General features: G+C 61.2%; 15 protein-coding genes. 5 read left to right on the top strand and 10 right to left on the bottom strand.

Translation table 11 applies throughout. The annotated features are described in order from the left end of the window. The first annotated feature begins 86 nt into the window (after positions 1-86). Complete coding sequence (locus tag VFB05_RS08780; RefSeq protein WP_325011108.1) at positions 87-746, top strand: aldolase; 660 nt, start codon at positions 87-89, stop codon at positions 744-746. Between the two features lie 84 nt (positions 747-830). Here VFB05_RS08780 and VFB05_RS08775 read toward each other — a convergent pair whose 3' ends face one another. The 6 genes from VFB05_RS08775 to VFB05_RS08750 all read right to left on the bottom strand — a co-directional run bounded on the left by VFB05_RS08775 (position 831) and on the right by VFB05_RS08750 (position 6,441). After that, a complete protein-coding gene (locus tag VFB05_RS08775) occupies positions 831-1,535 on the bottom strand; it encodes an ABC transporter ATP-binding protein (RefSeq protein WP_325011106.1) in 705 nt (234 codons plus the stop codon). Continuing rightward, positions 1,519-2,250: an ABC transporter ATP-binding protein gene (locus VFB05_RS08770; protein WP_325011104.1), complete on the bottom strand. Its 732-nt coding sequence runs from the start codon at positions 2,248-2,250 to the stop codon at positions 1,519-1,521. The genes VFB05_RS08775 and VFB05_RS08770 overlap by 17 nt, the downstream gene beginning before the upstream one ends. Further along, positions 2,247-3,227 carry a branched-chain amino acid ABC transporter permease gene (locus tag VFB05_RS08765; RefSeq protein WP_325011102.1) on the bottom strand — a complete coding sequence of 327 codons (981 nt, stop codon included), beginning with the start codon at positions 3,225-3,227 and terminating at the stop codon, positions 2,247-2,249. Before VFB05_RS08765 ends, VFB05_RS08770 begins: the two co-directional genes overlap by 4 nt. Further along, a complete protein-coding gene (locus VFB05_RS08760; protein WP_325011100.1) occupies positions 3,227-4,105 on the bottom strand; it encodes a branched-chain amino acid ABC transporter permease in 879 nt (292 codons plus the stop codon). Before VFB05_RS08760 ends, VFB05_RS08765 begins: the two co-directional genes overlap by 1 nt. 186 nt (positions 4,106-4,291) lie before the next feature. After that, complete coding sequence (locus VFB05_RS08755; protein WP_325011098.1) at positions 4,292-5,542, bottom strand: ABC transporter substrate-binding protein; 1,251 nt, start codon at positions 5,540-5,542, stop codon at positions 4,292-4,294. Between the two features lie 80 nt (positions 5,543-5,622). Then, positions 5,623-6,441 (bottom strand): putative hydro-lyase, encoded by an 819-nt coding sequence (locus tag VFB05_RS08750; RefSeq protein WP_325011096.1) that lies wholly within the window; start codon positions 6,439-6,441, stop codon positions 5,623-5,625. 114 nt (positions 6,442-6,555) lie between these two features. Between VFB05_RS08750 and VFB05_RS08745 the strand changes: the two genes are divergently transcribed. From VFB05_RS08745 to VFB05_RS08735, 3 genes are all read left to right on the top strand, one after another. After that, a complete protein-coding gene (locus VFB05_RS08745; RefSeq protein ID WP_325011093.1) occupies positions 6,556-7,512 on the top strand; it encodes a LysR family transcriptional regulator in 957 nt (318 codons plus the stop codon). A 173-nt stretch (positions 7,513-7,685) separates the two neighbouring features. Then, a complete protein-coding gene (locus VFB05_RS08740; RefSeq protein ID WP_325011090.1) occupies positions 7,686-8,936 on the top strand; it encodes a Zn-dependent hydrolase in 1,251 nt (416 codons plus the stop codon). A gap of 31 nt (positions 8,937-8,967) precedes the next feature. Beyond that, entirely contained in the window at positions 8,968-9,882 is a 915-nt protein-coding gene (locus tag VFB05_RS08735) for an NAD(P)-dependent oxidoreductase (protein WP_325011088.1), read from the top strand. A gap of 51 nt (positions 9,883-9,933) precedes the next feature. On the opposite strand, the gene VFB05_RS08730 is transcribed toward VFB05_RS08735, so the two are convergent. After that, positions 9,934-11,013, bottom strand: a complete 1,080-nt coding sequence (locus VFB05_RS08730) for a tartrate dehydrogenase (protein ID WP_325011086.1) — start codon at positions 11,011-11,013, stop codon at positions 9,934-9,936. 164 nt (positions 11,014-11,177) lie between these two features. On the opposite strand from VFB05_RS08730, the gene VFB05_RS08725 reads away from it, so the two are divergent. Further along, positions 11,178-11,954: an SDR family oxidoreductase gene (locus VFB05_RS08725; protein WP_325011084.1), complete on the top strand. Its 777-nt coding sequence runs from the start codon at positions 11,178-11,180 to the stop codon at positions 11,952-11,954. Between the two features lie 25 nt (positions 11,955-11,979). Here VFB05_RS08725 and VFB05_RS08720 read toward each other — a convergent pair whose 3' ends face one another. From VFB05_RS08720 to VFB05_RS08710, 3 genes are read right to left on the bottom strand one after another with little or no spacing between them, the layout of a single operon-like run. Continuing rightward, positions 11,980-12,825 (bottom strand): carbohydrate ABC transporter permease, encoded by an 846-nt coding sequence (locus VFB05_RS08720; protein ID WP_325011082.1) that lies wholly within the window; start codon positions 12,823-12,825, stop codon positions 11,980-11,982. A gap of 1 nt (position 12,826) precedes the next feature. Next, positions 12,827-13,756, bottom strand: a complete 930-nt coding sequence (locus VFB05_RS08715; RefSeq protein ID WP_325011080.1) for a sugar ABC transporter permease — start codon at positions 13,754-13,756, stop codon at positions 12,827-12,829. A gap of 12 nt (positions 13,757-13,768) precedes the next feature. Beyond that, complete coding sequence (locus tag VFB05_RS08710) at positions 13,769-14,794, bottom strand: ABC transporter ATP-binding protein (RefSeq protein WP_325011078.1); 1,026 nt, start codon at positions 14,792-14,794, stop codon at positions 13,769-13,771. Between the last annotated feature and the right edge of the window lie 99 nt (positions 14,795-14,893).

The raw sequence follows: 14,893 nt of genomic DNA, 5'->3' as shown, positions 1-14,893 counted from the left end.
ATATTTGCTAGTGTCCTTTGCGCTCTAACATTCGCATATGGAATTCGCGGCAACGGAGTGCGAATGTTAGAGCGAGGACGCTAGCCATGAGCGAAACAAAACTCCGCGAGGACATCTGCCGCCTGGGCCGCTCTTTGTTCGAGCGCGGCCTGACGCCGGGCTCCTCCGGCAATATTTCGGTCAAGCTGGACGACGGCGGCTGGCTGGTGACGCCGACCAATGCCTCGCTCGGCTTCCTCGATCCGGCGAAGCTGTCGCGGCTCGATGCGGCCGGCCGGCTCCTGTCCGGCGACGCTCCGACCAAGGAAGTGCCGCTGCACAGCGCGCTGTACGAAACGCGTGGCGCAGCCCGCGCGGTCGTCCATCTGCACTCGACCCACTCGGTCGCACTGTCGATGCTGCCGGAAATCGATCCGCGCGCGGCGCTGCCGCCGATGACGGCCTATTACCTGATGAAGTGCGGCGCGACCGGGCTTGTGCCGTACTACCGGCCCGGCGATCCTGCCGTCGCCGGCGCCATCAAGGGCCTCGCGGGGCAATATTCGTCGGTACTGCTCGCAAATCATGGCCCGGTCGTTTCGGGCGATACCTTGGAGGCCGCCGTCTTTGCGGTCGAGGAGCTGGAAGAAACTGCAAAGCTCTATCTGCTGCTGCGCGGGTTGAACCCGCGCTATCTCACGCCGGCGCAGGTAGCTGATTTGACTGACGTGTTCGGGGTGACGTTGCCGGAGCAACACGAGCATTGATTTCGTCATTGCGAGGAGCGGAAGCAACGAAGCAATCCAACCCTACGATTCTGGATTGCTTCGCTTCGCTCGCAATGACGGAACTCACAGCCCCAGATACGCTTTGCGCACGTCCGGGTTGGCCTTGATCTCGTCGGCCGTGCCCTGCATCTGCAAACGGCCGGTTTGCAGGATGTAGGCGCGGTCGGCGATGTCGAGAACTTCGGCGATGCGCTGCTCGACGATCAGCACGGTCACGCCGATATCGCGGATACGCTTGACCGCCTGAAAGATTTCATCGACCAGTTTCGGCATGATGCCCTGCGACGGCTCGTCCAGCATCAGAAGCCGCGGCCGGGTCATCAGGGCGCGGCCGATTGCAAGCATCTGCTGCTCGCCGCCGGACAGCGTCTCGGCGCGCTGGTCGAGCCGCTCGGATAATCGCGGGAAAAGTTTGAACACGAGGTCCAGCGGTCCTTCGCGGTCGGCCTTGCCGCGATAGAGGTAGCTGCCGAGCCGCAAGTTGTCGCGCACCGAGAGCCGCGGAAACAGCCTGCGGTTTTCCGGCACGTAGGCAATGCCACGCGCCGTGATCAAATGCTGCACCATGCCGTCGATGCGGACGCCATCGAAAGTCACGCTGCCCGATCGCGGCCGCTCGGCGCCGGCGATGGTCTTCAAAAGCGTGGACTTGCCTGCACCATTGGCGCCGGCCACAGCGACGACCTCGCCTTTTTCGACGTCGATCGACACGGAGGAGATCGCGACCAGCCCCTTATAGGCGGTGGTGACGTCACGCACTGACAGCATGGCGATCCCCAAGGTAGGCGCTGATTACTTTCGGATCGCGCACGACGTCGGTGGGTTTGCCCTCGACCAGGACCTTGCCAAGGTCGAGCACGATGGCGCGATCGACCAGCGGCATCACGATTTCCATGACATGCTCGACCATCAGCACGGTGATGCCGGTGGTGCGCACCTTGCGAACCAGTTCGACACCGGTTTGCGCCTCGATCGGCGTTAGTCCAGTCAGGACTTCATCGAGCAGCAGCAGTTTCGGTTCGGTCGCGAGCGCCCGCGCCACTTCGAGGCGCCGCTTCTCCGACGGGATCAACTGGCTTGCCAGCACGTTTGCGCGCGCGCCGAGCCCGCAGAATTCCAGAACCTCGTGAGCCTTGCGGCGCGCCTCGCGCATCACGGTCGTCCGGATCAGCGCGCCGACGATGACATTATCGATGACTGTCATGGTCTCGAAGCTTTTAACGACTTGAAAGGTGCGCCCGATGCCGCGCTCGCAGCGTTCTGCTGCCGACATGCGGGTGACGTCCTCGCCATCGAAAATGATCGAGCCCTGGGTGGGCGTGTAGACGCCTGCGATCAGATTGAACAAGGTCGACTTGCCGGCGCCGTTGGGTCCGATCAGGCCAACGATTTCGCCGCGTCCAACCGAGATCGAGACGTCGCTGTTGGCGACGAGGCCGCCGAAGCGTTGCCAGATGCCTCGTGTTTCGAGGAGCGCCGTCATCGAGCGGCCTCTTTACGCCGCAGCGAAAACAAACCCACCAGCCCCTCCGGGCGCGCCAGCGAAATCAGGACAATCAAAGTCCCATAGACGATCAGGTCGACGCCACGGCCGGAGCCGCCAATGAACGAGCGCGTCAATTCCGTGAGTGGAATGAGAATGACGGCCCCCAACACGGGGCCCCACAAGGTGCCGATGCCGCCCAGCACTGCCGGCAGCGCCATCAGGAGCGAGAACTGAAAGCCCATCACGCTTTCGGGGTCGATGTAGGAGACAAATTGCGCGTAAAAACTGCCGCCGATGGCCGTGAGAAAGGCCGAGACCGCGGCCGCGCCCATCTTGGAATTGAAGACGACGACGCCGAGACTCTCGGCGGCGTCCGGGTTGTCCTTCACCGCGCGCCACCAATAGCCCCACTTGGAATCCTCCAGCCACCAGGTCACGAACCAGGCGATGCAGGCAAGGACGAGCGCGAAGTAGAAGTAAGGCAGCTTGCTGCGGGTGAACTGGAATTTCAGCCAGCTATCGCCGCGCACGGGGATATCGATGCCGAGCGCCGCCCCTGCCCAATCCCAGTTCTGGAACAGGAGAAGCCCGGTCTCGGCGATCACAATCGTGGCGATGACGAAGTAGTGGCCGCGCAGGCGGAAGCAGGGATAGCCGAGCGCCATCGCAACCGCTGCCGAAATCAGCCCGCCGCCGAGCATGCCGAACCACGGCAATACGCCGAACTTGGTGAAGAGCAGCGCGGTCGTATAGGCCCCGAGCCCGAAATAAAGCGCATGCCCCAGCGAGATCTGTCCGCAATAGCCGGAGAGGATATTCCAGCTTTGCGACAGCGCCGCATACATCAAGGTCAGCACCATGATGTTCTGGACGTAGACGTCCTTGACGAACAGCGGCACCAGCGCCGAGATCGCGGCAAAAACGGCGGCGATAACAAGATCGCGGCGGCGGCGCTGGGCGAAGGCCGTATCCATCAGAGCGATCCGAACAGGCCGCGTGGCCGGATAAAGACAACCAGCAGGTAGACGGCGTAGATGCCGACCGATTTCAGCGATGGCGGCAGGATCAGCGCGGTGGTGGCTTCAACGAGGCCGACGAGGAGACCGCCGGCGAAAGCGCCGAACACGCTGCCGAAACCGCCGAGCGCCACAGTGACATAGGCGATCAGCGCGAAGGACGCCCCGACGTCGGGATAGATGTAGAAGAAGATCGCCATGATCGCGCCGGCAAGTCCGACCAGCGCAGCACCAAGGCCCCAGCCGAGCGCAAACACCCTGTTCTTGTCGATGCCGACCAGCGCGACCGCGCCGGCGTCTTCGCGCGTTGCCTCAAGAGCTCGGCCGAAGTCGGTGCGGTTGATGAAGAAATAGAGCGCGACGAACGCGGCGATTGCTGTCAAGGCGCCGAACAGCTGCGGCACCGGCAAGAAGATGCCGGCGACCGAGATGGTTTTCCCGCCAAGCCAGGAATGGGTGATGCTGCGATAATCCGGCGTGAAGAAATATTGCGCGAGCCCGCGCATCACGATCGCAAGTCCAAAGGTCGAAAAGATCTGCACCATGCCGGCATTGGCCTTGGCGCGGACCGCAAACCTCACGATCAGGAGATAGACAACCGCCCCGAATACGAACAGTGCCGCCGCCACCAGCGGCGCCGACAGCAAGGGGTCGATCGCGAAGAAGGCGAACAGGAAAAACGTCGCATACATCGCGATCATCAGGAATTCGCCGTGGGCAAAGTTCACGACGTCCATCAGGCCGAAGATCAGCGCAAGGCCTGCGGCGATCAGGCCGTAGAGCAACCCCATCAGGAGGCCGCTCGCCAGGCTCTGGATGATAGTCTCGGCTGTCACGCCTTCCCCCGCCCCATCAGTGGAGCGGATTTGACATCCGCCAGGCGCCAGGCCGCGAGTTCGGTTGCGAATGTCAAATCCAAAGCTCCACTAAAAAATAAAATTTGCTAGTGGTCCTTTGATTCCAACATTCGCAAACATCCTGCCGAGACGGGATGCGAATGTTGGAATCGGACCACTAGTCGTTTACTTCGAAGGCATCGGCCAGACGGCCTCGGATACCGCGACCTGCTCCGGCGCAATGGTGACGAACTTCTTGCCGATATATTGCAGCAAGACGGGATCGGCATCGTTGTTCTGGCCCATCTCGTCGTACTTCACGCGCTTCCACGGCATGATGGTGACGTCGCCCGGCATGTCGGTCGCCGCCAGCGCCTCGCGAATCTTTTCGCCGTCGGTCGATTTGGCGCGGTTGATCGCCTCGGCCATCAGGATCAGACCCATGAACTGGCGCGACGAATAGTCGTTGAAATCCTTGCCCGAGCGCGCCTTGTACATCTCGTTGATCATGCCGACCATGGGACGCTTTTCGGCAAGGTCGAGCGAGAAGCTGCCGCGCGAGATCACGCCTTCCAGCCTGTCGCCGACGGCATCATAGAGCGCCTTCTCGGAGAAACCGGCGTCCTGCGCCATGATGTTCTTCGGCTTGTAGCCGAGTTCGCCCATGGTCTTGACCAGCAGGATTGCGTCGGTGGTGTAGCTCGAGGGCATCAGCACGTCGGCATTGGCCGCCTTGAGCTGCTGCACCTCGGCCGACAGCGACGGCGAGTTGGCGCGATACTTGATGTCGGCAACAATCTTGTAACCGCGCTCGGAAGCAAGCTTGGTCTGCGCATTGGCCGAATCGGTGCCGAAGATCGTGTCCTCGTGGAACAGCGACAGGGTTTCGATATTGGTGCCCTTCTTCTTCAGCGCATCGAAGAAATCGAACATCGCTTTCGAGAACATCTCGTCATGCGGCGAGGCACGGAAATAGAACTTCAGGCCGCGGCGATGCAGGCTCGGCGAGGAGTTGTCGGCGGACAGGAACGGAATCTGATAGCGCTCGCAGGTCTGGCTCACGGTGACCGCCACCGCGCTCTGATAGGTGCCGATCACGGCGCACACCTTCTCCTGAGTGATCAGGCGTTCGGTTTCGGCGCGGCCCTTCTGCGGGTCGGCCTGGTGATCGGCGAATACCAGCCTGACCTTCGCTCCGCCGAGTCCCGGCAGGCCCTCGCCCTTGGCGAGCGGCAGCTTGAAATCATAATCCTTGTTGATGATGTCGGCTGCGGTCTCGAACGCCTTCTGCGCATCGACGCCGATCTGCGCGCTGGAACCGGAGAGCGGATAGATCACACCGATCACCACTTCGGAGGCCTGCGCGCGGGCGGCGACCGGCAACAAGGCGGCGCTCGCGGTGGCTCCTAACAACACGTCACGGCGGGAGATACTCATCGGAAAATCCTCATCTGTCGGCAGCTATCGATGAAACGATTGAAGGCAGCGGTAAAGCTCGAAAGAACAGCAAACCCTGCCTAAAGCACGGCAAGGTCCTTGTTCTTCAGGTCCGTGACCAGCATCAGACCCGGTGCGTGCGTAATAGCAAATGGGACTTTCGCTGCAGCGATGACCGCCTGCGGTGTGACGCCGCACGCCCAGAACACCGGGATTTCGTCAGGCTCGACCGGAACTGCATCGCCGTAATCCGGTTTGGCGATGTCCTTGATGCCGATCGACTGCGGGTGGCCGAGATGGACCGGCGCACCATGCACCGAAGGAAATCGCGATGTGATCTGCACGGCGCGGATCGCCTGCGCCGGCTTGAATGGGCGCATCGACACCACCATGGGACCTGCGAACGGCCCGGCAGATGCGCAGGCGATATTGGTCCGGTACATCGGCACGCGAACGTTGCGTTCGATGTGGCGGATCGGCAGCCCTTCGTCCAGCAGCGCTTCCTCGAATGAGAACGAACAGCCGAGCACGAAAGCGACGAGATCGTCGCGCCAATGCGCCATGACGTCGGTCGGCTCGTCGATCACCTCGCCATCACGCCAGACGCGGTAGCGCGGAATGTCGGTGCGGATATCGAGATCGAGGCCGAGCGAGGGAATACGGGGATCGCCCACATCCGACATGCCGATGATCGGACATGGTTTCGGATTGAGCTGACAGAAACGGTGGAACGAGGACGCGAGGTTTTCCGGCAGGATCGCGAGGTTGCCCTGGACAAAGCCGCTGGCAACGCCGGCGGTCGATCCGGTCTTCCCGTTGCGATAATCGAGCCGCGCCTGACGGCTCGTAAGGTGATCGTCTTCTTTTCGGAGGGGCTGGATTGCCGCGGAAATAGTCATGACACCGTCCTCCCCATGATCTCGACATAAGTGAAACCCACACGTACTATAAAGTCTAATCGTACTTTCTAATCAGTTTGGATAATTTCCTCTTATCGCTGTGAGGCGCACCCAATGGTGGATTTCAAGTCGATCGAGACGTTCCTCTGGGTGGTGACACTGGGCAGCTTCCGCGGCGCCGGTCAACGCCTCAACACCACGCAGCCTGCTATTTCGCAGCGGATCGCCCAACTCGAGCGCGAGATGGGGGTGAAGCTCCTGAACCGCGACAATCGCATCGTCTCGCCGACGCCGAGCGGTCGGCAACTGATGGTCTATGCCGAAAAGCTGATCTCGCTGCGCGCCGAGATGATGGCGGAAGTTGGCGATCGTTCGGCGATGCGCGGCGTGCTGCGGCTCGGCGTCGCCGAAACCATCGTGCACACCTGGCTGTCCCGGCTGATCAAGAGCGTCAACACGACCCACCCGAACCTCTCGCTCGAGATCGAGGTCGACATCACGCCCGATCTGAGCGCTCGCCTGCTGGCGCAGGAGATCGACCTCGCTTTTCTGGTCGGCCCGCTATCGGCCTCAGGCGTGCGAAATCGGGTGCTCTGCGATTATCCAGTCGGCGTGCTGGCCAGCCCATCGCTCGGCCTCGGCAACAGAGCCCTGAAGGTACAGGATCTCGCAGCATTTCCGATCATCACCTTCCCGCGCAGGTCACAGCCTTACGAAACGATTCAGTCCCTGTTTAACCGGCCGCATCTGCCGCCGATCCGCCTTCACGCCAGCGCCTCGCTCGCGACCGTCATCCATATGGCGGTCGAAGGGCTCGGCATCGCCGTGATCCCGACGGCGATCGTCGAAAACGAACTGGCAAGCGGCCGGCTTCAGCTGCTGTCGACCGATCTCAAAATCCCGCCTTTGACATTTTCGGCAAGCTGGCTGGAATCGCCAGATACCCTCGCCGTCGAGCGCGTCGCCGACCTCGCCGCGAAAATCGCGCAAGGCAGCGCTGCGATCGCGGATGGCCCCGACGTTGACGCAGAACAACGAACGCGCCATCAAAAGCTAGTGGAGCGGATTTGACATTCGCCACCCGCCTGGCCGCGAGTTCGTCAAGCGAATGTCAAATCCTAAGCTACACTAGAAACTTGTATTTGCTAGTGGTCCTTTGATTCTAACATTCGCAAAGTGGCCGCTGAAACGAGATGCGAATGTTAGAATCGGACAACTAGCGCCATCAGTCCCGGACGAAAATCATGAACCCCGTCGCATCCAACCTGCAAATCGACTCTGCAAGACTGTGGGGAACGATCCACGAAACCGCTAAATTCGGCGCCACGCCCAAGGGCGGCGTGCGGCGTCTGACGCTCGGACCGGAAGACAAGCAGGTCCGCGACTGGTTCCGGCGCGAATGCGAAGCCGCGGGCCTCGAAGTGCATGTCGATGCACTCGGCTCGATGTTTGGCTTACGCAAAGGCCGCGACATGTCGAAACCGCCGATCGGGCTTGGCTCGCATCTCGATACGCAGCCGACCGGGGGCAAGTTCGACGGCGTGCTCGGCACGTTGGCGGCGCTCGAAGTCGTTCGCACGCTCAACGACGCCGGGATCGAGACGGAAATTCCCATCTGCATCGCCAACTGGACCAACGAGGAAGGCTCGCGCTTTGCGCCGGCGATGATGGCCTCGGCCGCCTATGTCGGCGATTTCACCACCGACGATATTCTCTCGCGCAAGGATGCCGAGGGCGTCACGGTTGCGGAGGCGCTCGATGCCATCGGTTATCGCGGCGACAGGCCGGTCGGCTTTCAGAAGTTCTCAGGCTTTGTCGAACTGCACATCGAACAAGGACCGATTCTGGAAGCCGAAGGCAAGACCATCGGCGTCGTCGATTCCGGCCAGGGCGTGCTGTGGTACGATGGCAAGATCACCGGTTTCGAGAGTCATGCCGGCACGACGCCGATGCCGCTCCGGCGCGATGCGCTCGCCACCTTGTCGGAAATCGTCCTCGCTATGGAAACGACGGCGAGACAATACGGGCCCAAGGCGGTCGGCACCATCGGCGAAGCCGTGATCGCCAATCCCTCGCGCAACGTCATTCCCGGCGAAATCGCGTTCACCGTCGATTGCCGCAGCGCCGATGCCGCAATCATGGATGCGCTCGATGCCGGCTTGCGCGCCGCCATCAAGGAGATCTCGGCGCGCCGCAAGGTCGACGTGAAGCTCGATCTGGTCTGGCGCAAGCCGCCGACGCATTTCGATCCGAAACTGGTCAATGCGGTTGAAGAGGCCGCGAAAAAGCTCGGCTTCCCGCATCGGCGCATCACGTCGGGCGCGGGTCACGACGCCTGCAATCTCAATACTAAGATCCCGGCTGCCATGGTCTTCGTGCCCTGCAAGGACGGCGTCAGTCACAATGAACTCGAGGACGCCACCCAGGCCGATTGCAGTGCGGGCGCCAACGTGTTGATGCACACAGTGCTAGCGCTCGCCGGCGTTGCGTCTTGAGCGCGGCGAGATTTTAAACAGGGAGATTATCGTGCGCGGGGTTTTTGTCGACGCCAACGGGTCGCTTGCAGATATTTTCGAGCGGCAAAGGAAGCCCGGCGACCCGGATGTGCGGGTCAACCGCAATCCCGACATCACGTCCGAAGACATGCCGGGCCTGCTCGACGGTGCCGGGATCGTTGTGATCGATCACACGGAACTGCCGACCGAGATTGCGAAGCGGTGCAATGGGCTCAAACACGTGGTGTTTCTTGGCACGGGCGCCCGCAGCTACATGAACCCGGAAGAACTGGCAGAGCTCGGCATCACCGTTCACCTGATCAAGGGCTATGGCGACACGGCGGTTGCCGAATGCGCCATCGCGCTGATGTGGGCGGCGGCGCGGGGCCTCGCAGAGATGGATCGCGAAATGCGCTCTGGCAACTGGCTGCGCGAAGACGCCATGCAGCTCACCGGCAAGACGCTCGGCCTGATCGGCTTCGGCGGGATTGCGGCAGAGGTTGCGCGCATCGCGCTTGGCAGCGGCTTGAAGGTGATCGCCTGGAACCGCTCGCCCAAGAGTTTTTCCTGCGTCGAGTTCGTTTCGCTCGAGACGCTGCTTGAAAATAGTGATGTTGTCTCGTTGCATCTTTTGCTCAACGACGACACCCGCGGATTCCTGTCGCGTGAACGAATTCAAGCCATGAAACCGGGCGTCATCCTCGTCAACACGGCGCGCGCCGCCGTGGTCGATGAAGCTGCCATGATCGAGGCGTTGAAGTCAGGTCACATCCGCCACGCCGGGCTCGACGTCTTCAACACCGAGCCGCTGCCGGTTGACCACCAGCTGACCAAAACCCCGAACGTGACGCTGTCAGCGCACTCGGCCTTCCGCACGCCGGAAGCAAGCGAGAATCTGATCCACGCCGCGTGGGAGCATAGCCGACGGGTGGCGAGGGGCGGGTAGCCGCGATCTCATTGTCATGCCCGGGGGTTGACCCGGCCATGATGACAGCCGCTACTCCACCATCTCCGCAACCGCCTTGCCGCAAGCCGTCGTATCCGCATTGCCGCCGAGATCGCGGGTGCGCAGCGTGCGTTCGCCGAGCGTGCGCTCGATCGCCGTCACGATGGCCTGCGCTGCATCCTTCTCGCCGAGATGCTCCAGCATCATTGCGCCCGACCAGATCATGCCGATCGGATTGGCGATGCCCTGCCCCGCGATATCAGGCGCCGACCCGTGGACCGGCTCGAACACGGAAGGATAATCGCCTTCCGGATTGATATTACCCGACGGCGCGATGCCGATGGTGCCGGTGCAGGCCGGCCCGAGATCGGAGAGAATATCGCCGAACAGGTTCGAGCCGACCACGACGTCGAACCAGTCCGGATGCAGCACGAAGTTCGCGGTCAGGATATCGATGTGGAACTTGTCCCACTTCACCTTCGGATAGTTCTTCGCCATCGCCTCCACGCGCTCGTCCCAATAAGGCATGGTGATCGAGATGCCGTTGGACTTCGTCGCCGAGGTCAGGTGCTTCTTCGGCCGCGACGCGGCGAGTTCAAACGCGAACTTCAGGATGCGATCGACGCCGGTGCGCGTCATCACTGTCTGCTGGGTGACGAATTCGCGGTCGGTGTCCGGAAACATGCGCCCGCCGACGGATGAATATTCGCCTTCGGTGTTTTCCCGCACCACCCAGAAATCGATGTCGCCGGGCTTGCGGCCCGCCAGCGGCGACGGCACGCCCGGCATCAGCCGCACCGGTCGCAGGTTGGCGTATTGATCGAACTCTCGCCGGAATTTGATCAGCGAACCCCACAAGGAAACGTGATCGGGAATTTTCGCGGGCCAGCCGACCGCGCCGAAATAGATCGCATCGTGCTTGCCGATCTTGTCCTTCCAGTCGTCCGGCATCATCTGGCCGTGCTTCTCGTAATAGTCGTAAGAAGCAAAATCGAAGTGCTCGAATTGCACGGCAACGCCGTGCTTTTTCGCCGCTGCCTCGATGACGCGCAGACCTTCCGGCATCACCTCCTTGCCGATCCCGTCGCCGGGAATGACCGCGATCCGGTATTGCTTTTTTCCGCTGCTCATCGAGAAGATCCTTGGGTTTGCCTCACCGACTGTATGACGGGACTGCAATGGACCAAACCAGGTTTGCACGCAACGGTGCAGTGCAAGATTGACCGTTTCTTCCCTAACTGCCTAAGTGACAATATCCCTCACCTTTTCAGTCATCCCATTCAGCGAGTAATCCCATGGACCTTCATCTGCGCGGCAAACGCGTCCTCATCACCGGCGCCTCGAAGGGCATTGGCGCGGCAGCTGCCGAAAGCTTTGCCGAGGAAGGCGCTCACCTGCTGCTGGCGGCCCGCAATGGCGAACAGCTCAAAGCCGTCGCCGACCGCCTGCGCGCCGCGCATCAGATCGACGCCGCCACCATCGTGACCGACCTGCGCAAGCCGGAGGACATCACGCGTCTGGTCAAGGAAGCCGCCGATATCGACATTCTCGTCAACAACGCCGGCGATATCCCCGGCGGCTCGATCGACAAGATCGATGAAGCGACCTGGCGGCATGCCTGGGAACTGAAGGTGTTCGGCTACATCAACATCACGCGCGCGATCTATGCGCAAATGAAGGCGCGCGGCGGTGGCGTGATCGTCAACGATATCGGCGTCGCTGGCGAAAAGTTCGACGCCAACTATATCTGCGGCTCGACCGGCAACGCCGCGATCATGTCGTTCACCCGCGCGCTTGGCAGCAAGAGCCTCGCCGACAATATCCGCGTGGTCGGGATCAATCCCGGCCCGGTCGGCACCGATCGCCACATCACGCTTTTGAAAACCCGCGCCAAAAACCAGTTCGGCGACGAGAACCGCTACAAGGAATTCCAGAAGGGCCTGCCGCTCGGCCGCCCCGCGCATGCGCGTGAGATCGGCGACCTGATGGCGTTCCTTGCCTCCGACCGCTCCGGCTATACGTCAGGCGTGATCTTCACGGTCGACGGCGGCATCGCGGCGGGTTGGGGATAGTGCGATCGCCGTGGATGGAGGCGCCCTATTTGGTGGCGCCTCCGGTGATGCCGGAAATGAAGCGATCGAGGAAAAGATTATAGGCGATCGCGACCGGGATGCTGGCGATCAGCGCGCCAGCCATGATCTCACCCCAGAAGAAGATATCGCCGCGAACGAGGTCGGTCGCGACGCCCAGGGTGATCGGCTTCTGGTCGGAGGCGGAAATGAACGTCAGCGCGTAGATGAACTCTTGCAGAGTCAGCGTGAAGGTAAAGATAACGGCCGTCAGGATGGCCGGCAGCGACAGCGGGATCACCATCCTGACGAAGGCACCGAACAGGCTGCAACCGTCGACGATCGCCGCCTCCTCGATTTCGACCGGCATGGCTTTGAAGAATCCCATCAGCAGCCACGTGCAAAATGGAATTGTGAAGGTCGGGTAGACCAGGACCAGCGACCACATGGAATTCTGTAGCCCAAGGTCGGCGATGATCCGCGACAGCGGCAGGAATAACAGCGTCGGAGGCACCAGATAGGTCAGAAAAATGACGATGCCCAAGCTCTCGCCGCTGCGACCGGTCATGCGCGCGAGACTATAGCCGGCAGGCAGCGCGGTCACGAGCGTGATCGCCACGACGCAAACACCGATAATCAGCGAATTCAACAGCCAGCGCGTGAATAGCGTCTGCTCGAACAAATAACGGAAGTGCGCGAGGGTCGGCGCCTCGTTGAACCAGAACGGAATATTGGTGACATTGTAGAGATCGGGATTCGTCTTCAGCGAGGTAATCAGCATCCAATAGAACGGGAACGTAGCCAGAATGACAAAGAATGCGATCGCCGCGTAAAACGCTGCTTCCTTGCCAAGATTCGCCATCCTGTACCGCATTTCAAATCTCCCGCCGCCGGATAAATCGCAGCATACCGACGACCACAAGCAGCAGCACCGGCAACATGAACAACGAAATGGCTGAGCCGTGCGATACATCGCCGGATACGATGCCGACCTGGAATCCCTCAAATCCCAGCACCGAAGTCGCATTCTGAGGGCCGCCATTGGTCAGGAGATAAACCACTGAAAGATCGGTGAACGTAAATACGATTCCGAAGATCAGACCGACGGCGACGATCGGAAGAATCATCGGCAGGATGATCTGATAATTACGGCGCCAGAAACCGGCGCCGTCGACGATTGCGGCGTCGACGATATCTTGCGGGACCGACGTGATGCCGGCGAGAAAGATGACGATCGCAAACGGAAAAAAGCGCCAGGCATTGACGATGATCACACACAGCATCGCCAGGTGTGGGCTGCCGAGCCAGTTCGGCGCCTCTGAACGTGTGATGATGCCAAGAGAAATCATCGTCCAGTTGATCACGCTGTAAAGCGAATCGAACATCCACTCCCAGGCGACGGTGGCAAGCGCAATCGGCACCGCCCAAGGTAGGATGATCAGCGCCCTGACGATCTTGCGTCCCGGGAACGGCCGCAGCAGCAAGAATGCGCCAAACTTGCCAAGCACGAGGCCGAGGAACTGCGAGCCAAAGGTGAACAGGAAGGTGTTGCCCAGCGTTTCCTGAAAAACCGGATCCGTTGCGATCTGCCTGAAATTCGCGAGGCCCACAAACCTCCAGGAGGGATCGTAGATCGTATAGGCGCTGACCGAATAATAGACCGCCAGCAAGAACGGTACGCCGACCAGCAGCAGCACATAAAGAATTGCCGGTGCGACGAAGATCGAGCCGAGCACAGCGCGCCGGTCGAGAAGAAAGCTCAGTCGCGAAACCGGCTTGGCGATAGGCTCGGCGATTGTCGCCATCGGCGAATATCCCTAGCGTCGATTTGCCCGCTTGCCGTCCTGGTTGAAATAGCGGAGCGCGCGGTTCCGGACGGCGAAGGGATGAAACTGGCCCGGCCGAATGCTCGCCTCGGGAACGTGCGCCGCAGGCAGTTTCGCGGTGATGAGCTGGTTCGGATCGGAGCCTTCGATCACCCCGTATACGATGCGTTCGGAGCCGAGATATTCGGACCGGTCGACGCGAAACGAGAACTCGGCGAACGCGCCGTCATCGATCATCTCTCTGGGCAGGAAGTTCTCAGGCCTGAAACCGAGATAGAAGCCATTGCGCGCGAGCAGATTCATTGGCGGCGAGCCGACAAAGGTTGCGACAAAGCGGTCAGCGGGCTCGTCATAGATCTCCGCCGGCGTGCCGACCTGCCGGATCTTGCCGTGGTCGATCACGGCAATGCGGTCGCCCATGCCCATAGCCTCGACCTGATCGTGGGTGACATAGATGGTGGTGACCCCGACCCGCTGCTGGAACTGCTTGATTTCCTGGCGGGCTGAGGCACGCAATTTGGCATCGAGATTGGAGAGCGGCTCGTCGAGCAAGAGCGCGGTCGGCTCGCGCACAAGGGCGCGCGCCAGCGCGACACGCTGGCGTTCCCCGCCCGACAGCTGGCGCGGCCGTCGATCGAGGAATTGCTCAATTCCGAGCAAACGGGCGGCCCAGTCCACCTTCCTTTTGATCTCCGCGCGCGGCACATGCTGCGTGCGTAACGGAAAGGCAATGTTGTTGCGGACCGTGTAATGCGGATAAAGCCCGTAGCTTTGGAACATCATTGCGACGCCGCGGGCGCGGGGCGGCACGTCGTTGACGAGGTTGCCATCGATGATGAGGTCGCCGCTGGTCTGGCTCTCGAGCCCGCAGATAATGCGCAGGAAGGTGGTCTTGCCGCACCCCGACGGTCCCAGCAGAACCATGAATTCGCCGTCCGGTATCGCAAGGGTCATGCCGTTGACTGCGGTGACTTCTGCAAATTTTTTAACGATGTCCCTTGCCAATACCGCGGACATTGAGGCTCCCGGAATCCGAACACTGCTTTCCGCCGCGCCGCTCATTCGGCGAGGCGCCGTTCATCGCCCCCTAACCTTGCCCCTTGTCTGGCGGTTCGA

It is taken from the genome of Bradyrhizobium sp. (genome assembly GCF_035652035.1).
Taxonomy (GTDB): Bacteria; Pseudomonadota; Alphaproteobacteria; order Rhizobiales; family Xanthobacteraceae; genus Bradyrhizobium.
Note: the sequence above shows the minus strand (reverse complement) of the source record. Positions and strands in the feature narration are given on the sequence as shown.